This is a genomic window from Collinsella sp. AF28-5AC (assembly GCF_003457875.1).
GTDB lineage: Bacteria > Actinomycetota > Coriobacteriia > Coriobacteriales > Coriobacteriaceae > Collinsella.
On record NZ_QRTA01000023.1, the window covers coordinates 1 to 21,955 of the forward strand.

19 protein-coding genes and 1 pseudogene are annotated in these 21,955 nt (G+C 66.1%); 13 read left to right on the plus strand and 7 right to left on the minus strand.

Annotation, left to right across the window (positions count from 1 at the left end):
- From DWZ01_RS10055 to DWZ01_RS10085, 7 genes are all read left to right on the plus strand, one after another.
- Window positions 1-1,052 (plus strand): glucosaminidase domain-containing protein (locus DWZ01_RS10055; protein ID WP_199412430.1); only part of this gene is annotated, 1,052 nt, incomplete at its 5' end.
- A 30-nt stretch (window positions 1,053-1,082) separates the two neighbouring features.
- Entirely contained in the window at window positions 1,083-1,781 is a 699-nt protein-coding gene (locus DWZ01_RS10840; RefSeq protein ID WP_199412431.1) for a hypothetical protein, read from the plus strand.
- Between the two features lie 2 nt (window positions 1,782-1,783).
- Window positions 1,784-2,785: a hypothetical protein gene (locus DWZ01_RS10065; protein WP_216400469.1), complete on the plus strand. Its 1,002-nt coding sequence runs from the start codon at window positions 1,784-1,786 to the stop codon at window positions 2,783-2,785.
- A gap of 109 nt (window positions 2,786-2,894) precedes the next feature.
- Complete coding sequence (locus tag DWZ01_RS10070) at window positions 2,895-3,353, plus strand: hypothetical protein (RefSeq protein WP_042433176.1); 459 nt, start codon at window positions 2,895-2,897, stop codon at window positions 3,351-3,353.
- Window positions 3,354-3,365: 12 nt separating this feature from the next.
- A complete protein-coding gene (locus DWZ01_RS10075; protein WP_117818399.1) occupies window positions 3,366-6,092 on the plus strand; it encodes a VaFE repeat-containing surface-anchored protein in 2,727 nt (908 codons plus the stop codon).
- A gap of 72 nt (window positions 6,093-6,164) precedes the next feature.
- On the plus strand, window positions 6,165-6,896 hold the full coding sequence (locus DWZ01_RS10080; protein WP_117818397.1) for a class B sortase: 732 nt from the start codon (window positions 6,165-6,167) through the stop codon (window positions 6,894-6,896).
- Window positions 6,897-7,064: 168 nt separating this feature from the next.
- Entirely contained in the window at window positions 7,065-9,086 is a 2,022-nt protein-coding gene (locus DWZ01_RS10085) for a TerB family tellurite resistance protein (protein WP_147332650.1), read from the plus strand.
- 98 nt (window positions 9,087-9,184) lie between these two features.
- Here DWZ01_RS10085 and DWZ01_RS10090 read toward each other — a convergent pair whose 3' ends face one another.
- The 6 genes from DWZ01_RS10090 to DWZ01_RS10115 form a co-directional block, all read right to left on the minus strand.
- Window positions 9,185-9,739: a hypothetical protein gene (locus DWZ01_RS10090; RefSeq protein ID WP_117848910.1), complete on the minus strand. Its 555-nt coding sequence runs from the start codon at window positions 9,737-9,739 to the stop codon at window positions 9,185-9,187.
- Window positions 9,736-11,007 (minus strand): relaxase/mobilization nuclease domain-containing protein, encoded by a 1,272-nt coding sequence (locus DWZ01_RS10095; RefSeq protein WP_096227023.1) that lies wholly within the window; start codon window positions 11,005-11,007, stop codon window positions 9,736-9,738. Before DWZ01_RS10095 ends, DWZ01_RS10090 begins: the two co-directional genes overlap by 4 nt.
- Window positions 10,995-11,441 (minus strand): CopG family transcriptional regulator, encoded by a 447-nt coding sequence (locus DWZ01_RS10100; RefSeq protein WP_015540324.1) that lies wholly within the window; start codon window positions 11,439-11,441, stop codon window positions 10,995-10,997. Before DWZ01_RS10100 ends, DWZ01_RS10095 begins: the two co-directional genes overlap by 13 nt.
- Before the next feature lie 210 nt (window positions 11,442-11,651).
- Window positions 11,652-12,608, minus strand: a complete 957-nt coding sequence (locus DWZ01_RS10105) for a ParB/RepB/Spo0J family partition protein (protein WP_096227022.1) — start codon at window positions 12,606-12,608, stop codon at window positions 11,652-11,654.
- Window positions 12,595-13,359 (minus strand): ParA family protein, encoded by a 765-nt coding sequence (locus DWZ01_RS10110; protein ID WP_033499416.1) that lies wholly within the window; start codon window positions 13,357-13,359, stop codon window positions 12,595-12,597. Before DWZ01_RS10110 ends, DWZ01_RS10105 begins: the two co-directional genes overlap by 14 nt.
- A 205-nt stretch (window positions 13,360-13,564) precedes the next feature.
- Window positions 13,565-13,936 (minus strand): YraN family protein, encoded by a 372-nt coding sequence (locus DWZ01_RS10115; RefSeq protein WP_096227021.1) that lies wholly within the window; start codon window positions 13,934-13,936, stop codon window positions 13,565-13,567.
- Window positions 13,937-14,483: 547 nt separating this feature from the next.
- On the opposite strand from DWZ01_RS10115, the gene DWZ01_RS10120 reads away from it, so the two are divergent.
- The 6 genes from DWZ01_RS10120 (at window position 14,484) to DWZ01_RS10145 (ending at window position 21,194) form a co-directional block, all read left to right on the plus strand.
- Entirely contained in the window at window positions 14,484-14,759 is a 276-nt protein-coding gene (locus tag DWZ01_RS10120) for a hypothetical protein (protein ID WP_052118776.1), read from the plus strand.
- Between the two features lie 168 nt (window positions 14,760-14,927).
- The gene (locus DWZ01_RS10125) at window positions 14,928-15,140 is read left to right on the plus strand and encodes a YlcI/YnfO family protein (RefSeq protein ID WP_227561562.1); all 213 of its coding nucleotides are present in this window, start codon (window positions 14,928-14,930) and stop codon (window positions 15,138-15,140) included.
- A 4-nt stretch (window positions 15,141-15,144) separates the two neighbouring features.
- Window positions 15,145-18,390, plus strand: a complete 3,246-nt coding sequence (locus DWZ01_RS10130; RefSeq protein WP_033499418.1) for a helicase-related protein — start codon at window positions 15,145-15,147, stop codon at window positions 18,388-18,390.
- Window positions 18,387-19,169: a DUF4391 domain-containing protein gene (locus DWZ01_RS10135; RefSeq protein WP_033499419.1), complete on the plus strand. Its 783-nt coding sequence runs from the start codon at window positions 18,387-18,389 to the stop codon at window positions 19,167-19,169. Before DWZ01_RS10130 ends, DWZ01_RS10135 begins: the two co-directional genes overlap by 4 nt.
- Window positions 19,153-19,947 carry a hypothetical protein gene (locus DWZ01_RS10140; protein ID WP_033499420.1) on the plus strand — a complete coding sequence of 265 codons (795 nt, stop codon included), beginning with the start codon at window positions 19,153-19,155 and terminating at the stop codon, window positions 19,945-19,947. The genes DWZ01_RS10135 and DWZ01_RS10140 overlap by 17 nt, the downstream gene beginning before the upstream one ends.
- 11 nt (window positions 19,948-19,958) lie before the next feature.
- Window positions 19,959-21,194: a site-specific DNA-methyltransferase gene (locus DWZ01_RS10145; protein ID WP_197702168.1), complete on the plus strand. Its 1,236-nt coding sequence runs from the start codon at window positions 19,959-19,961 to the stop codon at window positions 21,192-21,194.
- A 53-nt stretch (window positions 21,195-21,247) separates the two neighbouring features.
- On the opposite strand, the pseudogene DWZ01_RS10150 reads toward DWZ01_RS10145, so the two are convergent.
- Window positions 21,248-21,847 (minus strand): annotated as a pseudogene (locus tag DWZ01_RS10150) (DUF4368 domain-containing protein); the annotation flags it as partial.
- Between the last annotated feature and the right edge of the window lie 108 nt (window positions 21,848-21,955).

Consider the following 21,955-nt stretch of genomic DNA (forward strand, 5'->3'; position numbering starts at 1 on the left):
CGGCCCGAGCCGCGGGGTCGAAGGGCGCCGCCTCCGCGATCGCGGGCGCGGTCTCGGGCGCGGCGCCCGCCCTGCTCGGGGCGGTGGCCGGCATCGTGGCCTTCGTCGCCTGCGCGCTCGCCGTCGCGCAGCTGCTGAGCGCGCTGTTCGGCTTCTGGGACGACGCGGCCTCCAAGCAGGGCCTCGAGGGGCTGCCGCCCTACATCACCTACGAGATGGTCGAGGCGGCGCTCGAGTGCCAGGAGGAGTACGGGCACCCGGCGGGCTGCACCATCGCGCAGATCATCCAGGAGTCCGGCCAGGGCGACCGCATGAGCCAGCTCGCAGAGCGCGACCACAACCTCTTCGGCATGAAGTGGTGGTCGGGCTACGCGGGCTGCCCCGAGGTGGCCGGCAAGGCGAACTGGGCCACCAGCGAGGAGTACGTGCCCGGCGAGCACACCCAGATCACGGCGAGCTTCATCCGCTTCACCGGCGACGCCGAGTGCATCCGCTTCCGCAGCAGGGTCTTCCTGCAGGCGGAGCGCTACTCGGGCAACGCCCTCATCCGGGAGGCGATCGAGAGGCACGACTCGGACAGGATGGCCGAGGGGCTCAAGGACGCCGGCTGGGCGACCGACTCGTCCTACGTCGAGTCCCTGAAGTCGATCATGGCGCAATGGGGCCTCTACCGGCTCGACTCCATGACGGTCGAGGACCTGAAGGACCCGGCCGCGAACGGGAACGCGATCGTCGAGGCGGCGTACAGCCAGCTCGGCGTGCCCTACGTGTGGGGAGGCTCGACCCCCGGCAAGGCGCTCGACTGCAGCGGGCTCACGCAGTACTGCTACGCGCAGGCGGGCATCCGCATAAGCCACTACACGGGTTCCCAGTACGAGGAGCTCAGGCGCATACCGCTCTCGGAGGCGAAGCCCGGCGACATCCTCTACCGCTCGGGCCACGTGGCCATCTACATCGGCGACGACAGGTACATACACGAGCCGCGAACGGGCGACGTGTGCCGCATAGCGAGCGGCATCGGCAGCTTCAGCTGCGCGCTCACCGCGAGATAGGAGAAACCAATGCAGGGAAAGTCAAGGGTCATGGCCGCCGTCGCGGCAGGCGCGCTCACCGTGGCGCTCGGCGCGGGCGCGGCGCGCTGCGCCATCGCCCCGCAGGAAGGCGCGCAGGATAGTCCCCAGGAGCAAGAGCAGCCCGCGGCTGCAGGCGCCGACGCGGCAACCGGGAAGGCCGCCTCGGGCGCCGAGGCGCTCTGGAACACCGCGTGGACGGGCGCCGACGACCCGACAGCCACGCTGCGGATCGTCGAGGGCGCCATGGTGGAGAGCGCGGGCGGCACCGAGCGCGCCTGGTTCTTCTCGGCCGAGGAGCCCTCCGAGGCCGGCGGCGTGCTCAGCGTGCCCATCGAGGTCAAGGGAACCGGCGACAAGGCGGGAGGCCTGTCGCTCATCCAGGTCTCGGGCGGCGGGGACGCCCGCACCCTGGCATGCGACCTCCTGACGCAGGCCTACGTGCCCCAGAGGGCGCAAGGCGGAGCGTTCTCCGTGACCGGCACCGACGACCGCCTCTCCGAGGCGCTGGGCGCGGATGCCGCCGCCATCGAGGAGGCCGTCGCCGGGAAGGCGGCGGAGGTGTCCCCGCAGGCGGCGGGAGCCACCTGGGACAAGGAGGTGTGGCTCGACTACGCCGGGAACGTCGCGTCGACGACCTTCACGCTCGACGACCCCGCCTCGACGGTGGTCACCGTGGTCTCGCGCGGCGGCTCGCTGGAGGCGATGTAGCCGTGCGGGCGCTCAAGGCGCAGCGCCGCAGGGCGTTCGCCATCTCCGCCGCGGCGGCGTTCGCCCTCTGCGCGCTCCTGCTCGTCCCCGCGCAGCCGGCATACGCCGACATAGCCGGGGACGTCAACGATTGGCTGTGCGGCCTTCTGCGCGACTGCTGCAACTGGATGTTCAAGGCTCAGACGGGCGTGCTCGGGTCGATCGGCGCGAACGGGATCCTCTCGGCCGACTTCGCGCACATGCTCACGAGCTCGAGCGACCTGACCATGCACGACGTCGCCCGCGGCGTGTGGCAGGTTGCCATCCTGCCGATCGGGTGCGGGGTGCTCGGCCTGGTCTTCACCCTGAAGCTCATCGAGATCTCCCAGCGCATGGACGGCAGCCAGAGCCTTCCCGGCGTCAAGGAGGTCGTTTTCCTCCTCGTGTTCTTCGCCGTGTTCCTGTTCCTCATACAGAACAGCTTCGACCTGATGGCGTCGATCTACGAGGTCTGCGGGCTCGCCATCGACCGAGTCGAGGCGCTCTTCGGCGCCGGAGGCGCGCTCGACCTGCCCGAGGTGTCCGTCGTCACCACCGACGACGACATCCCGTCGCTCATCGCCATGCTCGTCGTGAGCCTCATCAGCTGGGTCGTGGTGCTGGCGGCCTACGTCGTCGCCCTCGTGGTCTGCTGGGCCCGCGCGCTCCAGCTCTACATCATGGCCGCGTTCGCCCCGATCCCGCTGGCGTTCCTCGGCATGGACGCCACGCGCCAGATAGGCCTTGGCTACCTGAAGAGCTTCGGGGCGGTCTGCATCGCCGGCGTCATCATCCTCGTGCTGCTCATATCGTTCCCGCTCGTGCTCGGCGGGCTCACCGGGGCGAACCCCGGGACGGGCACCCCGGCCGACGCGGTCGCGAACGGGCTCACCTACGCGCTGCAGTACCTGGCCATGTGCGTGCTGCTCATCCTGGCCCTCGTGAAGAGCGGCTCCTGGGCGCGCGACATCGTGAGCGGCTTCTAGCGGAAAAGCGAGGAAGGGGGCGGTCGCCATGAGATAGGGGCGCCGCGCCGGGGCACGCGTCCCGGCGGATGAAGACAAGGACCGATTGAAAACGAAAAGGAGGAAAGACATGGAAGAGAGGAAGAACGTGTACCTCTCGCTGCACAAGAGCTTCGTGCGCGAGGGCATCGAGTACACCGACCGCGCGACCGGCGAGGCCAGGACCTTCAACTCGGCGACCCTTCCCAAGGGCACCGTCGTCGACGGCGTGGACGTGGGAGGCTACGAGTTCAGCCCCATGTTCGTTAACGAGAGCCGCTTCAAGGGGGCCGACTTCCGGGACATACCGCTGCTCGCGAACCGCGAGGTGTGGCTGAGGAAGACGGTGATGGGCCCGGACGGCCAGCCCGAGCTCGACGAGGGCGGCCGCGCGGTCAAGGACACCGTGAAGGTCATGCCGGCGCAGCTCAAGGAGGCCGTTGACGCAGGGCGCTCGCGCTACCTCGCGGAGCGCGCCGAGCACGCCCGCCAGGCGAGCCGCGCCGCCGAGCACGAGGCGCCCCGCGCACAGCGAAGCGTCGAGAGATAGGGAGGCGGAAAGATGAACGCAGCGAAAGACTGCACCCTGCAGGAAAAGCTCCTCCGATGCGCCATGGCGCTCATCCTGGCGGCGGGGGCGCTGCTCGCCTCCGTGGCGGCCTCGCCCGCCTACGCCGCGCCGAGCACGGTAGACGTGTCCATCGGCGGCAAGATCCCCTACGGCGGCTTCGCCACCACGTGGATGAGCGCCGACGGGAACATCGCCTACTGCGCCGAGCCCTCGTCCCCGACGCCCGCGCCGGGCTCCTACTCGACGAGCCCCGTGTCGAGCGGCGACGTGACAGCGGCGATCTGGTACTCGTTCGGCTCTCCCGGCTTCGACGCGTCGATGTTCCCGGGCAGCTGGTACGACGGCGGCGGCTGGGACGACGCGAAGTACGCCGCGGCGAGCCATGTGCTCATCGCCTACGCCTACTCTGGGTCCGAGTCGGCTGCCACGCACGGCACGAGCGCCGAGTTCGCCTCCTGGGCGAAGTCCGAGCTGATCGGCGGGACCTTCGCCAAGATGAAGGCGGGCGCCGGCAAGGTATCCGCCGGGTTCGAGGCGTTCTGCGTCAGGACCGGCGGCGGCTCCCAGACGCTCGTGAGCTTCAGCTGGTCCACGGGCGGAGTCAAGGTCGTCAAAACGGACTCCGAGGCGGGCGCGGAGCCCCAGGGCGACGCCTCGCTCGACGGCGCGAGCTTCTCCGTCGTTAACGAGACCGGCCGCTACGTGCTGGTCGGCGGCAAGTACTACGCCGACGGCGAGGTATGCGCCACGATCAAGACCGCGCCCGAGGACGGGTCGCACGTCGCCGCGACCGGCGCCGACGCACTTCCCGCGGGCAATTACCGCATCGTCGAGTCCGGCGCGCCCGAGGGCTACGACGCCAGCGACGCCTCCGTCACGTTCACCGTGAAGGCCAGCGAGGTGGCCGACCTCACGGGCGACCCCGTGACCGACGAGGTCTTCCGCGGCGGCGTGCAGGTGACCAAGTCCGACAAGGAGCTGCAGGCGTCCGAGGCGCTCGCGGGCAGCGGCCACAAGGAGGCGCCTGGCGAGCACCCCGGCCTCGACGGGATCGAGTTCACCGTCACGAACCGCTCGGCGCACAAGGTCCTCGTTGACGGCGAATGGCGCGAGCCGGGCGAAGCCGTGGCCACGCTGACCACCGCATGGAACGACGAGGCCGGCGCCTACACCGCGCAGACCGCGGCCGACGCACTGCCGTACGGAACCTACGACGTGCGGGAGACGGCGACGAACGGGGGCTACCTGCTGACCGACGGCGAGCCCCGCACCTTCGAGGTCCGCACCGGCGGCGAGATCGTGAGCGCCTCCGCGGACGGCGCCGCGCTCGAGTTCCGCGACCAGGTGGTGCGCAACGACCTCGAGCTCTCCAAGAAGAGCGAGTCCGACAACGCCGGCCTCATGGTCCCGTTCGCCATCGAGAACGCGGCCACCGGCGAGACTCACGTGCTGGTCACGGACCGCAACGGCGACGCGTCGACCGCGAGCAGCTGGAACAGGCACTCGAGGGACACCAACGCCAACGACGCCCTGCTCGGCCATGAGGGCCCGATTGCTGTCGCCGACATGGACCCGAAGGCCGGCATCTGGTTCTCGCTCGGCGAGGACGGCTCCTCGGCGCCGGTCGACGACTCGCTGGCGGCCCTGCCGTACGGCGCCTACACCATGACCGAGCTGCGCTGCGATGCCAACGAGGGCCTCGAGCTCATCACGAGGAGCTTCTGGATCGATCGCGACTCGACGGTCGCGAAGGCCGTGTGGATGGGCCTCGACGACCAGGAGGGCCCGCGCATCTCCACCACGGCAAAGGACGGGGCGGACGGCGACAAGGACGTCTCGGCCGACGCCGAGGCCAAGGTCGTCGACGCCGTCGCCTACGAGGGCCTGAAGGCCGGCGAGGAGTACGAGCTCTCGGCCACTCTCGTCGACAAGGCGACCGGCGAGCCCGTGGCCGACGCCTCGGGCGTGCCCGTGGAGGCCAAGGCCGAGTTCGCCCCCGCGCTCTCGACGGGCAGCCGGGACGTCGAGATTTCCTTCGACGCGAGCCTGCTCGGCGGCCGCGACCTGGTCGTGTTCGAGAGCCTACGCAAGGAGGGAGCCGAGGTGGCGTCGCACGCGGACCTCTCCGACGAGGGCCAGACAGTCCACGTCGCCGTCGAGGTGGGCACGCAGGCGGCCGACGCCGCCGACGGCGACCAGGTCATCGAGGCCGGCAAGGCCAAGGTCATCGACACGGTGGCCTACAAGGGCCTCGTCCCCGGCGAGACCTACATCGCCGTGGGCACGCTCATGGACAAGGGCACCGGAGAGCCGTTCCTCGACAAGGACGGCAACGAGGTGACCGCGCGCACGCCCTTCGAGCCCGAGGCGCCCTCCGGCACCGTCGAGGTGACCTTCGAGTTCGACACCGAGGGCCTGGCCGAGGGAGACGAGCTCGTCGTCTTCGAGAAGGTCCTGGACTCCGCCGGCAACGTCGTTGCGGCCCACGAGGACATCGACTCCGCCGAGCAGAGCGTCGTCGTGGACAACCCCGACACGCCCGAGGTCCCCGAGGAGCCCTACGCCAAGACCGGGGCCGACGCCCCCGACGGCACCGGCTACGCCGTGGCCGCGGGCATCGCTCTGGCAGCTGCGGCGGGTACGGGCGGAGTGCTTGCGTATCGCAAGCGCAAGGCGGCCGCGAGCAAGGACGAGGCGGCCGAAAAGCCGGAAGAGTAGCGGCAGCGCATCGATACCGAACCGGAGGCCCTGGGCGCTCGCCCGGGGCCTCCCCTGCGAACGGGGGAGGACATGGACAAAGGGAAAGCCGCCACGGCGCTCGCCGTCGCCGTGGCGTTGCTGGCGCTGGCGGCGCTCGCCGTCTTGCCGCAGCCCGAGAGGAACCCATACGTGGTGCACGAGGTGCCCGCTGCGGAAGAGGACGCGGAAATGGAGGCTCAAGAGACGGGAGGCGGAATCGACTGGGACGTCCTTCCCGCCTCCGTCGTCGCATGGGTGCGCGTGCCGGGCACGACCGTCGACTACCCGATCGTCCAGGGCCGGTCGGAATCGCCCGACTTCTACCTCACGCACGATGCTAACGGCGAGCGCTCCGCATGGGGCGCTCCCTACATCGACGCAGGCTGCGCGCAGGGAGCCGAAAGCCCGCTCGTCATCGTGTACGGGCACCACATGTCCGACGGCACCATGTTCGCGCCGCTCGCGCAGTACTCGTCGCGCGACTTCGCCGAGGGGCACCGCACCATCCGGATCTACACCCGCGAGAAGGCGATCGAGCTCAAGGTCTTCGCGGCCGACGTGGTCGACGCGAGCTCGGAGGGCAAGCGGACCGACTTCGCCGACGCGGCGGAGCTCGCCGCCTACCTCGGGGACAAATTGTCCCGGTGCGAGGTCGTCCTGGAAGAGCCGGCGGACATCGCGCAGGCCTGGGCCTTCGTGACGTGCAGCTACCAGACGAGCAACTCGCGCACCGTCGTCTACGCGAAGGAGGTGGAAGGATGGGATTCGCGCCCTTCGGAATAGGGCTCCTCATGGGGCTCCTCACGCTCACGGCCTACGCCTGTTGCGCAGCCGGCGACGACGACCGAGACTAGTTTTCGAAAATCGAAGTCGCAACTAAACAGCTCGATCAAGCCCCTCGCTCCGATGGTCGGACGAGGGGCTTGAACATGGTGGGATAATGAAGAGCACGTGAGACGCGTCGTGCGTGTGCTGTATCGCATCGGTTGTGCATGGGCGCCTTACACAAGGTTCGTTTACGTCAGGAGATGCAGAATGGCGCTCAAATTCGATCTCGGGGAAGCTCTGTCCCAAGCTGCCCATGCCGCAGGAGAGATGGCAAAAGGCGCATCGGCGACCGTCGAGTCCGCCGCCAAAGGCGTCGCGAATGCGGCCGAGGGCGCGGGGAACGCCATCGTCGATACGGCCGCCTCGGCATCCGAAGCTGTCGGAAGCGCCATGTGCTCGGCTGCGGAAGGCGTGTCGAGCGTCGGCGAGCAGATCGCGTCGTCCGATGCGGGCAAAGCGATCGCAGGGGCTGCGAACGCGGTGGGCGGAATCGCCGTCGGCGCCGCAATGGGCTTGGCCCAGGGAGCGTCGTCCCTTGCATCTGGCGCGGCGTCGACCGTCGAAGGCGGCATCAACGCCATCAAGGAGAACTCGTTCTCCGCGCGCCTCCGCAAGGCGCGCATCAAGGGGTTCCGTGACGGCATCAAGCAGGGCGCCTACCTTGCGGGCCAGAAGCGGTACAACTTCATCTACGCCTACGTGGCGACGCTCTGCTTCCTGATGCGCTGCGACGGCGATTTCTCCCAAGAGGAGCAGGAGTGGCTCGAGGACGGCCTCGACTACCTCAAGCTGGACGGCGGCCTTCCGGACGACGTGAAGACGAAGGTGCAGGCAATCGCGGACGACGAGGTCTTATCCTTCGACCGGGTCAAGGAGTGCCTGGACAACGTGAGCATCGTGTCGCTGGGTTCCATCGCTGAGCAACTGCAAGTCGCCGCATCGGCGGACGGTCAGGTGACAGAGGAAGAGGAGCACGCTTGCAGGCTCTTCGCTGACTACATGGCCGCGAGGGCGGCATGCGTGGCGGTTGACGAGAACTGGGCCGAGCAGGCAGTCGAGAAATCCGTTCGCGAGTACGGCGAGAACCTCGAGCGCATCGACCGTGAGTTCAAGGAGCGGACGAGGCTGCAGGATGCCGACGCGGCCTTCGTCGTCGCCGCGACCATGCTTCAGGTCGCCCGCGTGCTCGTCATCAACTCCCTGACGGAGGTCGAGCGGGCGGGAGCGGGCAACGCCAAGGAAGACGCCCTGCACAGCTTCCAGGACCGCGTTTTCTCCGGCTTCGACGATGGGGCTCCGGCGGAATCGGGCCGCCTGTTCGCCTCCAAGAGCCACATCCTCTCCTCGCGAGGCGTGCCGTACGACGCGACACGCTACGAGGCCGAAAACCTCAAGATATTCAAGGGGGCGAACCACCGGTTCGCGACCCTCGGCCACGACCCGGTGCTCGGCCTCGTGTTCGGAACCTCGAACATCATGACCAACAGCATCACCTGCGTTAAGGACGCCAACGTCTTCGGAATCGGCGCGCGGATCCCCGCGACCTACTCGGTCTCCTACGACGCTTTCGGGAAGAACCCGCTGATCGGGGCGCCCGCCGGGACCGTGGAGATGCTGGTCGCGGCGGGAAGGCGCGTCGTGAGCGAGCCGGATGCCGCTGCAGCAGCCCTGATCAAGCAGCTGATCCACATCGGCACGGACCTCTATACGCCGTGCGGGATACAGGTCCCGTTCGCCAACCTCGTTCTCGACAAGGCTCACACCGAGGCCCTTACCAAATACGTCAGCACCGGCGACGTATTGAAAGTCGGCATGCAGGCAGGCATGACGGTGCTCATCAACTGGCTGATAGCGGCACTTCACGGCTGCTCGCTGATATTCAAGAACGACGGGTTGGACTACAGCACCGAGACGTACCAGGCGCGCACTAAGAAAATCATCCTCATCTCCGACACCATCGCGACCTCGAGCAGCGTCGTGCAGGCATCGATCACGAAGAACCCCAAGTGCCTCGACCTCGGAGGCGCGGCGGTGCTCGTCTACCGACTGTTCTCGGATGCTCGCTTCGTCGCCAAGCTCAAAGAGGAGTATGTGCAGTCGGAGCTCAATAAAATCTACGACGAGCGAGCCAAGGGACTACTCTAGGCACCAGGCGTCTTCATTCTCACATCACCCACTTGAACACGGCGCGGAACAGCCAGACGAAAAAGCCCAGCGTGACCTTAAGCGCCGCCATGAGGAACCTACCAAGCCTCTTCATCGACGTCACCCCAATCTTCCTTGACCTTGCGCGCGCCCTCCTCGGCGCCCTCTTCCTTCTCTTCCGCGAGCAGCCTCGCCAGCTCGTCGGGCACGCCCGGGACCTCCGCCCTCCCCAGCGCGCGCTGCAGGTCCCTTATCTGCGACTTCAGCGGTTTTGAGGGAGGGCCCACGTGCTCGCGGTAGCAAGCGCAAATCGCAGTGGCATCACATAGATAGCCCCGCACCCGGGCGAACGCCTCGTCGCCGTCGAGCAGAACGCGGCGGGCTCGCCCGAGCTCGGCCTCCGAGGCCAGCATGAAGCGCCACCCGCGGGACCTGCGCGCCGCCGGGATGCCGTCCCCGGGCGCGTCGGCGCGCCAGTCGTCGCGCACCTGGTGCCAGTTCGCCGTGAGCCAGAGCCCCTTCTCGGGCTCCTCGCGCATCTCGAGCTCGAATTCCGTGAGCATGTTCGCGCCGGAGAACGGCGACCCCTCCGTGAACGAGAGCGTGTCGAACAGCGTCGTCTTGCCGCCCTCGTACTCTATCCTCACCATCATCTCCGGCCCCTCTCCCTGCGCTGGTCCTGCTGGGCCCGCTGCCGCTCGGCGGCGAGGATGCGCTGTTGCTCGTCCGCTCGGTGGCACTGGCGCGAATTGCCGCTGGCATCGTCGCGCCCTTCACCGTCCCCGTAGCGGGTCTTGAGCGGCATGAGCCCGTTCTCGGCCATGTAGGCGCGGGCGGCCTCGAGGCGACGGTATCCCTCGCCGCCCGCCTGGCCGCGCCGCTCGAGCGTCGCCATCCTGAGCCCGAACTCCTCGATGGACTCGACGTCGAACTTCGCGCACGTCTCGAGCGCCGAGGAGAGCCTGCTCAGCTCCGAGAGGTCGTTGAGCTCGAGGGCTCGCTCGGCGGCCTCGCGGATCCGCGCGGCGCTCGCGTCCGTGGGGCGGTAGGCGCCTTCGCGCTCGAAGCGCCGGCGCAGCATCTCCTTGCCGTAGACGAACCCCAGGCGCTCGCCGGTTACCTTCTTGGACGGTTCCTCCGCCAGGCTGAACACCCAGTCGTCCCGCCGCGCCTTGGCCGAGTTGTCGGCGACGTGCACGCCCAGGGCGTCGAGGATGCCGAAGAACTCCGCCTCGTCGCGCGCCGTGGTCTTGGCGAGCGCGACGCGGGCGCGGATGTCGCCGACCCACGAGTAGCCGCCCGAGCGCATGATCTCCTTCTCGGCCCGGCCCAGGTAGACGCTCCTGCGGCTCCTGGGCCCGCCCGCACCTGCCCGCCCGCGCGCCTTCGACGGAGATTCGGGCGCCCGGTCGTTGGAGAGCCCCGACAGCCCGCGCTCGCGCGCCATGTCCTGCAGGTCTCGGTTGAGGTCCTCGGGGTGCTGGGTCTGCATGCGGTAGCCGGTGCGGAGGTTGGCGTTGTTCACGACGATGTGCGCGTGCGGTATGCCGCGGGCGTTGTCGTCGTGGTAGACGATGGCGATCTCGTGGTCGTCGAAGTGCCTGAGCGCCCACGAGCACGCGAGCTCGCGCAGCGTCGCCAGGTCGATGTCGTCGCCGGGGTCCGGCGAGAGCACGAAGTGCTTGAACGTGCGCGCGGGCTTGCCCCTCCAGGGTGCGTCCGTGCCGAACGCGGCGCGCGTGGCGTCCATCTCGGCGTCCCAGGCGCAGGCCTCCTTGGCGTCTTCCCCCAGCGCGCCGGCGTCGCGCTCGTCGTAGCTCAGGTTGAACAGGTCGCGCGCCAGGGCGCGGCCTCCCTTCTCGAGGTAGCGGCGGATGCCGCCCGTCGAGCCGTGGCCGCTTATCGGCTTCAGGATCGGCATGGCGAGCCCTCCACGAGCGAGTCGGCGCCGATGCGACCGAGCTCCGCCGCCATCTCTCGGGCCGCGGCGTTCACGTCGGCGAGCTCGCGCTCGATCGTCGGGATGCTATCCGCGACGAGGTCGCGGTCGACGTGCCCGTGGCGGGCGTGGAAGTTGATGAGGTTCATCGCGTGCACGGCCTGGTTGTAGTGGTAGCCCCACTTCGTGAGCTCTCGCGACATCGCCCACAGGGCTCTGCGGTCCACGAGTATGCGGTGCTCGTCTCCCGCGTTGGCCTCCGTCGACAGCGGTATGCGAACGAGGTAGCGCAGGTACTCCGACTTGCTGAGGCCGGCACGCTCGCACCGCTCGCAGAGCGCGTCGTAGTCGCCTCCCTCCATGCGGAACGTGACGCGGCGCTCCTTGCCTTTGGCGGCGCCGGCTTCCTCTTCCATGGCGGATTCCTTTCCTCGGGCCCGCCGCGCGGCGGGCGCGTCTCTCTAGGGGTGCGGGGGATCCCCCGCAGGCGGCGGCCCGGCTCGGGCGCCGCCTCTGGGACCGGGCCTCGCGAAAGCGGGCTCCCGAACGGCCCGCGGCATGACGGGTCCGAGGCCGCCCGGTCCCCAAGTGCTATGGACGCCCGACGCGATGTCGGACGCCATAGGCTACTTGCTGGATTTCGGGCCTGAGGCCCTTCTGCGGCGCTTTCGGGCATCGGTGCCCGCATCCGTGTAGGGCGCGGTCATGAGCGCCATCTCCCGCAGCAGCGAGAGGTCGGCCGGGCTCGGGCTCTCGGGCGGGCTCTCCAGGAAGTCGGCGACGAGCCTCGCGGCCTTCGCGATGCGGCCGTCGGGGCCTGCCTGCGTCTTGCCCTCGCTCCTCACGTAGTCGGAGAGCTCGCGCTTGGTGCGCCGCCAGGGCTCCATCGCGGCGTGCATCTCCGCCTGGCGCTCCTTCGGCATGCCCGCGAGCGTGCGCACCGCCTCGGCGCTGAGGTTGCCGCGGTCGGCCTCGGCGGCCCACTCGGGCGAGAGGTCCTCGGCGATGCGGCGGGCAAGCCTCTCCTCGCGCGCGATGGTCTTGCCGGAGACCTTGCGGCCCGTCTGCCGCTCGATGATGGCGGCCTTCACGTCGTCGACGCGCATGCCGGAAAGCGACGGGTCCTCGGAGCGCAGGCGCACGGCGTCGCCCCTGAGCGCCTCGGTCGCTGCGGCGCGCTCGGTCACGGTGAGCGCGCGGGTGAAGTAGTTCGCGGCGTGGAGCAGCGTCACCGCCCGCTCGTCGTCGATGCCCTCTATCACGCGGCAGGGCATCTTCTCGTAGGCGGGGTCGTCCTTGGCGAGCAGCGCGTAGGCGGCCTTGCGCCGGTGCCCGGAGACCATCTGCCACGAGCCGTCGCCGACCTTGCGCACGAGCGGCAGGTCGGTGAGGCCGTCCTCGCGTATGGACTCGGCGAGCTCGGCTATCCCCGTTGGGTCCATGGAGTAGGCGGCGTTCGCCGGGTGGTCGGCGATGTCGGCCACCGCTATCTCGGACACCGGGTAGCGCCCGCGGGTGCGCGACGCGCCGTCGAGAAGCCCCGTGATGGTGAAGCCCGCGGCCACCTGGCTAGGCGAGCTCACGGGACACCTCGTCGGCGAGAGCTTCGTAGTCGCGTGCGGGGCGGCTCCCCGGCTCGAAGGCCGCCACCGGCTTCCATTGCCAGCTGCCCTCGCAGACCTTGCTGCTCGCGTGGATGACCGTCTCGAACTGCTCGCCCGGGAAGAACCCGTCGAGCACGGCCGCGCCCGTGGCCTCGGCGTTGGTCATGCGGCCGGGCACGCAGGTGCGCAGTATCTTCCATCTGGGCGTGGGCATGCGCAGAGCGTCCGCGATGGAGCGCGTCGCCTCCACGGTGAGCGCCGTGCCGCGCATCACGGTGGAGTCGAGCTTCACGGGGATGACGACCATGCCGCCCTCCGTTGCGGCGAGGTAGGCGTTGAAGGCGAGCCTGCGCATCACGGGGCTGCAGTCGATGAGGCAGACGTCGTAGGAGCCCGAGGCGTCGTCGAGGGCGAACTTGAGGCGCTGCTCGCGCAGGAGCATCTCGTTCTGGTCGACGAGGTCGATGGTCGAGGCCACCACGTCGAGGCCCTCCCCGGCGGCGTAAGCGACCTCTTCCACGGGCGCGCCGCCGTAGAGCAGCTCGACCGAGGTGCGGCGCTCGGAGGCGGCGCGGTCGTAGAGGCCGAAGAAGTCGGTGGCAGACGCCTGCGGGTCGAGGTCGACGAGCAGGGTCCGAAGGCCCCTGGCGGCGAAGATGGCCGCCAGGTTGACGGCGGTCGTCGTCTTGCCGACGCCGCCCTTGTAGTTGGAAATGGCTATCGTGCGCATGGGTCGCGTCCTCTCTAGCGTGGGGCGCGCCTCGCCGCATCCGGTCCGGCGCGCCCCGAGTCTCGGAGCGTCGGGACAAAACCGTACGGATTTGTCCGACAAGCGGAGTGTACCACGAAAACGTACGTATATGTACGTTTTCGTGGTACAGGGGCCGGTTTCGGGGGAAAGCCCGGCCCCGGGAGCCCGGGGCCGGGCGCGCCGCCTAGGAGAGCGGCTCCATCTCGCCGAAGCAGTTGATGTGGTGGCGAAGGAGTGCGCGGTTCTCCTTGACGACCATCATCGCCACCTCGTCGAAGCGGACCGGGGTGTCGGCGTAGTCGTCGCCGTTGCCGGCGAGCCACCTCGCCGCCAGCGCCTCGCGCAGCCCGCGCGCCCTGTGGGCCTCGGGGAAGCCGTCCGTCCCGATCCGGACCGTGGCGTCGACGAAGACCAGGGTCCCGTCCTCGTCCACCGCCACGAGGTCGATCCCGCCGATGCCCTCGGGTCCCTGCCAGGCCTCGTCGACGATCTCGTAGCCCTTGCGCTCGAGGAAGGCCTTGACCGCGCCCATCGCCTTTTCCTTCATGTCGTTCATGTCTTGCTCCTTAGACTCTGAGGCCCGCCCCTGTGGCGTGCCTTGCGCCGCGTGAGTCGCATGCAGCGCGGGCGTGCCTGCAAGGGAGGAAGCGAAGTCGGGCATGGAAATAGAAGTCTCCCGACGGCAGTTTTTCGCGTTGTTCGCGCGCGGAGCGCATGGGGCGAAGAACCCGAAAAAGTGTCGCGGCCCTTGCTGGCCGCCTGCCGGCGTGCGACCCTGCGCGTCCAAGGAGCGCCGGGGCGGGTATTCGGATCAAAGGGGCGCAGGCGTGCGGCATGGAATCCGGCGTGGGCGCCGAGACCCTCCGGGCATGGGATGCGGCCCATCGGCGGTTGCTGGGCTCCCGCGGGGATTGACGACGACGTCGTGGCGGGGACGGAGGCGGGTTCCCGAGTCGCGGCGCCGCGGCATGAGTCGGGACGGACGGCTTTCCCGTGCCGCTTGCGGCCGATATGCGCACGGGACCGCGGGCGGCGAGATGGTTCTCCGCATGGAACGGCTACGGTGCTGCGCGACACGTCCGTTGAGAGAAGGAGGCGAGCTGATGTTGAGCCACGAAGAGAAGTTGGAGCGCATCGAGCTCATCGATGCCGTGTGCGATGCCGGGAGGCTGGCGAGGGGCCTGGACCAGCTGCTCGAGTCCCTGGCGCATGCCGACCAGCTGGACCCGCTCGACGTCGAGGGGATTCTGGCCCTGAAGTCGATAAGTGAGAGGTGCGCCGAGCGCATCGGCGACGCCGCGCGAATCTTGGAGGCTCAGAACGAGGTTCTCTACGCCGAGGAATGGGCAAACGCCAAACCTCGCGAAAACGAGAGATGAGGACCCGAACGAAAGCGGCCATCCAAGCCCGATCAGGGCGTCCATCGCCGTCCGCGCTCATATAAAGCCTGGACATCGGCTGTCCTCGCATTCCCAGTGCCGCCGCGTGCCGTCGCGTTATAATGCTGCAAACGCATTTGTATTGCATTTCGAGCGATGGGAGCGCAGATGCCCGACAGCTACAAGGAGCTCATCAAGAGCAATCCCGACGAGACCGAGATCAGAAGCTTCCTGGTGGACGGCGACCAGGTCTCCGTGACCCTGCGCATCCCCGACACCCTGCGCGACGCGGCGAAGGAGGAGGCGGCCCTGCGGGGCATGAGCTTCTCCGCCTTCGTGCGCACCTGCATGATCGAAGAGCTCGCGAAAAAGGGGGCATAGAGGCGTGAAGTCGCTAAGCAACGTCGGCGCGGAGCGCCTGGGAGACGCCCTCGGCGAATCCATCGACGACGGCGCGAAGTTGTCGATAATCAGCTCGTATTTCACCGTGTTCGCCTACGGGGAGCTCAAAGAGGAGCTCTCCAAGGTCGACGAGGTGCGCTTCCTGTTCAGCGAGCCCACCTTCATCAAGCGCATGGCCGACTCGAAGGAGCCGCGCGAGTTCGAGGTAGCCCGCCGCGCGCGCGAGGTCGGCGTCGGCGGCTCGGGGCTCGAGCTCACGCTGCGCAACAACCTAAACCAACGCGCGCTCGCCCGCGAATGCGCCGAGTGGATCCGCGAGAAGGGCGTCTTCAAGTCCGCCAAGACGTCCGGCGCCATTCAGCCGGGCGGCACCTACGTGGTGGAGAACCCATCCGGCGACGACCACGCCTTCATGGGCGCCGCCGCGAACTTCACGCAGGAGGGCCTCGGCTACGAGCGCCGTCCGGGAACCGTGACCTGCGTGAGCCATTTCGAGAACGCGACCGAGGCCGTCGGCCTCAAGATGATGTTCGAGTCGGTCTGGGACAACCCTGCCATGGTCGAGGAGGTCACCGCGCAGGTGGCCGCCCAGGTCGAGACGCTCTACCGCGAGAACCCGCCCGAGTTCATCTATTTCCTGACCCTGTACCACCTGTTCCGCGACTTCATGGAGGACGACGAGGACAACGGCATCCGCCCCGGCCTCAAGTTCGAGGAGTCCGTGGTCTGGAGCAAGCTCTACGACTTCCAGAAGGACGCCGTCGTGGGCGCCATCCGCAAGCTGGAGAAGTACAAGGGCTGCATCATCGCCGACTCGGTGGGCCTGGGCAAGACCTACGAGGCGCTCGCCGTCATGAAGTACTACCAGGAGCGCAACGACCGCATCCTCGTGCTGTGCCCGAAGCGCCTGCGGGACAACTGGACCCTGTGGACGCAGGACAACGACGACCGCAACCCGCTGGCCGACGACCGCTTCAGCTACACGGTGCTCAACCACACCGACCTGTCGCGCTACCACGGCATGAGCGGCGAGGTGGACCTCGAGCACCTGCGCTGGGGCCACTTCGACCTCCTCGTCATCGACGAGAGCCACAACTTCAGGAACAAGAGCACCGACGCGGACAAGACCGACCGCTACACGCGCCTCATCGAGGACGTCATCAAGTCGGGCCAGCGCACGAAGGTGCTCATGCTCTCTGCCACCCCGGTGAACAACCGCCTGCTCGACCTGCGAAACCAGATCGAGCTCATCACCGAGGGAGACGACGCGTACCTCGCCGATACCGATGGCATCCCGTCGATCACCCACGTGACGCGCGTCGCCCAGCAGAGGTTCAACGAGTGGAGCAAGCTCTCCGACTCCGAGCGCACGACCGAGAGCTTCGTGAACGCGGTGAACGCCGACTACTTCAAGCTGCTCGACGTGCTGACCATCGCGCGCAGCCGCAAGCACATCACGAAGTACTACGGCGCCGCGAGCGGTACCTTCCCGGCGCGCCGGCCGCCCCTGTCGTTTCAGACGCCCATTGACCTAGAAGGCGAGCTGCCGCCGATTGCCGTGCTCAACGACATGATCGCCCAGCTCACGTTCGCCCAGTACCAGGTGCTCTCCTACGTGCGCGCCGACCAGCGCCGCAAGTACGAGGACCGCTACGGGGACACGTGGGGCAAGGACTTCGAGAGCCAGGTCCACCGCACGACGGCGGTGGCCAACCTCATGCGCGTCAACGTCCTCAAGCGCATGGAGTCCTCCGTGAACAGCTTCCGCATCACGCTGCGACGAATCCTCGACGGCTGCGTCGACCTGCGCGCGAGGCTCGACGCCGACGCGTCGGGGGTCGCCTACGGCACCGAGGGCCTCGAGGACGGGTTCGACGACGACGATGCCGAGGAGTTCGAGGCCGGCGGCAAGGTGCGAGTCGACCTGCGAGACGTCGACGCCCTGCGCCTGGGCCAGGACCTCGACTTCGACATCCAGGTGCTCCGGGCCCTGCTAACCTATGCCGACGCGGTGACGCCCGAGCGCGACGCCAAGCTCGTGAAGCTGCGCGACTTCATCGCGGGCAAGGTCAGCGAGCCGTACAACCCCGGCAACCGCAAGGTGCTGGTGTTCAGCGCGTTCGCCGACACGACGGCGTACCTTTTCGAGCAGCTGGCGCCCTGGCTGAAGCGCGAGCTCGGAATCGAGTGCGCCGAGGTGGCGGGCAGCTCCAACCGGACCTACTCGCTGAAGCTTCCCAGGACCACCTTCGAGAACATCCTCGCGAGGTTCTCTCCCGTCTCAAAGGAGCTGCCGGAGAGCCAGCGGGAGCTCGGCGAGATCGACGTCGTCTTCGCGACGGACTGCATCTCCGAGGGCCAGAACCTGCAGGACTGCGACTGCCTGGTGAACTACGACATCCACTGGAACCCCGTGCGTATCATCCAGCGCTTCGGCCGCATCGACCGCCTGGGATCGAAGAACTCCCAGATCCAGCTGGTCAACTTCTGGCCGGACATCGCGCTCGACGAGTACATCCAGCTCGAGGGCCGCGTGAAGGGGCGCATGGCGCTGCTCGACGCGTCGGCAACCGGCGAGGAGAACGTGCTGGAGGCCAAGGGCAATGGAGAGATGAACGACCTCAAGTACCGTCGCCGGCAGCTCCAGCAGCTCAAGAGCGAGGTGCTCGACCTCGAGGACATCTCGGGCGGCATCTCGATCACGGATTTCGCCTTCGACGACTTCCGCGTGGAGCTCCAGCGCTACGCCAAGGAGCATCCCGGCGCGTTGGAGAACTCGCCGGCGGGACTGCACGCCGTGGCCCCCATCCCCGACGAGCTTCGCAGCGACGTGAAGCCAGGCGTGGTCTTCTGCCTCAAGCAGAACGACGAGGGCAACGATCCCAGGGACACGAACCCTGTCTTCCCGTACTACGTGGTGTACGTGTCGGCCGACGGCGAGGTCATGACGAAGCACACCCAGCCCAAGCCGGCGCTCGACATCATGCGCGCCGTCTGCTCTGGGCATCCCGAGCCCATCGCTAAGCTGTGCCGCGAGTTCAACCGCGAGACCCGCGACGGGACGAGGATGGACGCCTACACCGACCTGCTTGACGATGTCGTTGCGGCCATCACCGGAACGCAGCAGGACAAAGGCATCGAGAGCCTGTTCAGCCTGGGAGAGGTCGGCAGCGGCACCGTCATGGGCTTCAACGACTACTCGTTGGTATGTTTCGCGGTGCTGCGATGAGCGGCATCGACTGGAACGGAATCCTGCGCCTGCCCGAAGCGGCGCTCGCGGGATGCCGCCGCATTCCCAAGACGGTGCTCGTCAAGCAGGCCATGCTCACCAAGACCGAGCAGAAGAGGCTCGACAAGGTCGCGCGCCTCGAGCACTTCGCCACGGTCCAGAAGTCCACGACGCGCATCCCGCCGTACGAGGACGACGAGCGCAACGTGCAGAGCGTCGTCTTCCTCCGTTGCGAGATGACAGCCGGGACCATGGCGGTGGCCGAGGTGGCGGAGCTCGTGCACAAGTGCTTCCCGAACCCGACGGTGCTCCTGGTCGAGGCGGGCGGCTGCGCGTGCATATCGGTCGCCCTCACGCGGAGGAGCCAGGCCGAGCAGGGCGCGACGGTCGTCGACCGAGTCGAGTCGACGGGCGCGTTCGATCCTGGCCGTTCAGAATACGCGGACTTCCTAGGCGCGCTGGCATTCGGGCGGCTCTCGCAGGGCGACCTCTGGGAGTACCTGGTCGACCTGTCGCGCACCGTAGCGCTGTCCCGCGCGATTGGCGGCCTGGGGTTCTACCCCGTATGCCCCGCTCGAGACCGGGAAAAGCTGATCGCCCTCACGTCGCGCTACGATGAGATGGGAGCCTCCGTCAAGCGGCTGAAGGAGCAGCGGCGGTCGAAGGACATAACGCTCAACGAGTCCGCGAAGCTGAGGATGGAAATGAAGGAAGAGGAGCGACGCCTGAGGGCGGTCGCCGATGAGATAAAGGAGATCTGCAATGGCCGTTCTAGATGAGTATATTTTGCGAGCGGCGCGCCTTTTGAGTGATGCTGCAGATGAGGATGTTGATGCGCTCTGCCGTGAAATCATGCAGGTCTTCGACCTCGACTACACTAACCCCGAGGCTTTAAAATATATCAATTCCTCAAGCTCATTTCGCTACTCGAAAAGCGACCTAGGGATGATTCTCCAGAAGCTGCGCCTAAAGCGGGAAGACTCAGACGACAAAGCGTTCGGTGCCGCATTCTGCGCAACTATAACGCAGCATATCAGGAGACTGGAGCAAGCTCTTGAAGAGGGCGTGAAAGACGACGAGCTCAAAGCCGTATACGACTCAATCGACTACGTCTACGCAAACGCGAGGGGCTACGACTCCTACACGGACGGACTAGCCTCCTATTCCTATGGGTCTTCCAATCGCAATGATTTCAACGATGAACAGACGCAACTACGTATCGACAAACTGAAGCATTTCCGTGATGAGGAGCTCCGTAAGCTGAAAATCGCCGAAGCGCAGGGCGCTAGCGTCAGCCTCACGGCATCCGCCACGAGCAACGTACAGGTCACGTTAGAGGCAACCTTTGAACAGATTGACAAATTGCCAGAGACAACGCTTTCCGATGACGAGAAGACGCTGCTCAAAGGGATGATGGGCGATCTCAACACAAAAGATAAAAGCAAACGGGGCAGCAAGCTTGACAAACTCCTGAGCTGGCTTGCCGGCAAGGGCACCGACGTTTTTATTGCCGCCATGCCCTACATAGTTCAACTAATCAAATCTCAACTTTCCTAGGAGGAGACCTCATGGGCGAGATAGAAAAGATGACTCTTGAATCGGAGAGTCTTATTGACGACCGCCTGAATAAGCTCAAGGAGCTGATGCCCGAAGTGTTCTCCGAGAGCGGAATCGACTTCGACAAACTGCGGCTGGAGCTTGGCGACGAGGTAGACGAGGGCCTGGAGCGCTATGCGTTCACGTGGCCCGGCAAGGCCGATGCCATCCGCCAGTCGCAGATGTCCAGCACTGCTACTTTGCGTCCCCGTATCGAGAAAAGCCGCAGCCGCGATGGAGAGGATGGGTCCTTCGACTCGGACAACATTTATATCGAAGGCGACAATCTCGAGGTGCTGAAGCTCCTACAGCGCGGCTACCACGGCAAGGTCAAGATGATCTACATCGACCCACCCTACAACACGGGTCACGACTTTGTCTACAAGGACAATTTCGGCAACTCTGTCGATAACTATAAGGAGCAGGCGGGACTCGCCGGCCAGTCCAACGCCGACACAAGTGGCCGCTACCATAGCGACTGGTGCTCGATGATGTACCCTAGGTTGAGACTGGCTCGAGAGCTCCTAACCGACGATGGCGTCATTTTCATTTCGATTGACGATAACGAAGACCGCAATTTGCGCATCCTCTGTGACGAGGTGTTCGGAGAGGCAAATTTCGTTTCTCAGCTAATCTGGGAACGAGCTTACTCGCCCAAGAATGACGCCAAATACGTTTCAAATAGCCATGATTATGTTCTCGTATACGCCAAATCCATTGAGCGCTTTGTGATTGGACGCCTGCCGAGAACAGACGAGGCAAACGCCCGCTACAAGAATCCAGACAACGACCCTCGAGGCGTTTGGAAGCCAAGCGACCTCAGTGTAAAGACTTACAGCCCAGATTCCGACTATCCAATCACAACGCCCTCGGGGCGTGTTGTAGAGCCTCCAGCAGGACGCTGCTGGAGGCTCTCGCGAAACGCGTTTCGCGAGAGACTCCAGGATAACCGCATTTGGTTTGGCCCAAACGGCGACAGCGTCCCTTGCATCAAGCGTTTCCTAACAGAGCTCAAATATGATGGAATGGCTCCAACTTCAATCATGTTTTACAAAGAAGTGGGTCACAGCCAGGAAGGCGCCAAGGAGCTCGTATCTCTATTTGACGGAAAGGGCTATTTCGATGGACCGAAACCGACGAAACTACTTCAGCGCCTGATAACCCTTGCGAATCTGCTAATGTGCGATAAAGAAGTAATAGAAGTGTAAAAAATTTTGCCGTTCCTATCCGGCACTTAGGGCTGTGTCGGATAGGTCAGGCGTTAGGCTTCCGGCAAGTCTATCTTGCCGACAAAGCTGTAATAAATCTCAATGTCCTGCCTGCGGGTGCCGTTCTCGTCATAGCTGCACTCATGCACGACGATTTTCTCAATCATTTCCCGCAAGAGGGTGGGGGTCAATTCTTCAAAAGCAAGGTGCTTTCTCACAATCCCCATGAATTTCTCGGCGTTGACGGTGGCGGCCTGCGACTTGGAAAGTTCCTCCTGCAAAGCGGCAGCCCGGTCTTTCAGTTCCCGCTGCTCCTGCTCATAGTCCGCCGACAGCTCCATGAAACGCTCGTCGCTGATTTTGCCGCTTACATTGTCCTCATACAGCCGCTTGATAATGCGGTTCACTTCGGCAATGCGTGTCTGGGCCTGTTCAAGCTGCTTCGTGGCTGCGGCGGTCTTTCTCTTGCCGCCGATTTCGTTCTGCTGGATGAGCAGCTTTACAAAGCGGCTCTCATGCCTGGCGGCGTATTCCGTCACTTGCCGGAGATTGGAAAGCACGTCCGCCGTCAAAAGGTCGGTGCGGATAAAGTGTGCCGTACAGTCACGGGTACGCTTCTTGTAGCTGCCGCAGATATAACAGTCCTGCTTGCGGTTCTATTCGTCTGTTCCTGGTTCAAAATAGTTTCTCCTCTCTGATACTGATTTTATGGTTGATTTTCGTTGTTAGCCGTACACTTGCGGCACAAATGAGCTTTTCGC

Coding starts and splice junctions, on each gene's coding strand:
- DWZ01_RS10840 (WP_199412431.1), top strand. CDS start 1,083: ATGGCCGCCGTCGCGGCAGGCGCGCTCACCGTGGCGCTCGGCGCGGGC.
- DWZ01_RS10070 (WP_042433176.1), top strand. CDS start 2,895: ATGGAAGAGAGGAAGAACGTGTACCTCTCGCTGCACAAGAGCTTCGTG.
- DWZ01_RS10095 (WP_096227023.1), bottom strand. CDS start 11,007: ATGCCGATCCTGAAGCCGATAAGCGGCCACGGCTCGACGGGCGGCATC.
- DWZ01_RS10100 (WP_015540324.1), bottom strand. CDS start 11,441: ATGGAAGAGGAAGCCGGCGCCGCCAAAGGCAAGGAGCGCCGCGTCACG.
- DWZ01_RS10145 (WP_197702168.1), top strand. CDS start 19,959: ATGGGCGAGATAGAAAAGATGACTCTTGAATCGGAGAGTCTTATTGAC.
- DWZ01_RS10110 (WP_033499416.1), bottom strand. CDS start 13,359: ATGCGCACGATAGCCATTTCCAACTACAAGGGCGGCGTCGGCAAGACG.
- DWZ01_RS10125 (WP_227561562.1), top strand. CDS start 14,928: ATGCCCGACAGCTACAAGGAGCTCATCAAGAGCAATCCCGACGAGACC.
- DWZ01_RS10075 (WP_117818399.1), top strand. CDS start 3,366: ATGAACGCAGCGAAAGACTGCACCCTGCAGGAAAAGCTCCTCCGATGC.
- DWZ01_RS10115 (WP_096227021.1), bottom strand. CDS start 13,936: ATGAACGACATGAAGGAAAAGGCGATGGGCGCGGTCAAGGCCTTCCTC.
- DWZ01_RS10135 (WP_033499419.1), top strand. CDS start 18,387: ATGAGCGGCATCGACTGGAACGGAATCCTGCGCCTGCCCGAAGCGGCG.
- DWZ01_RS10120 (WP_052118776.1), top strand. CDS start 14,484: ATGTTGAGCCACGAAGAGAAGTTGGAGCGCATCGAGCTCATCGATGCC.
- DWZ01_RS10080 (WP_117818397.1), top strand. CDS start 6,165: ATGGACAAAGGGAAAGCCGCCACGGCGCTCGCCGTCGCCGTGGCGTTG.
- DWZ01_RS10090 (WP_117848910.1), bottom strand. CDS start 9,739: ATGATGGTGAGGATAGAGTACGAGGGCGGCAAGACGACGCTGTTCGAC.
- DWZ01_RS10140 (WP_033499420.1), top strand. CDS start 19,153: ATGGCCGTTCTAGATGAGTATATTTTGCGAGCGGCGCGCCTTTTGAGT.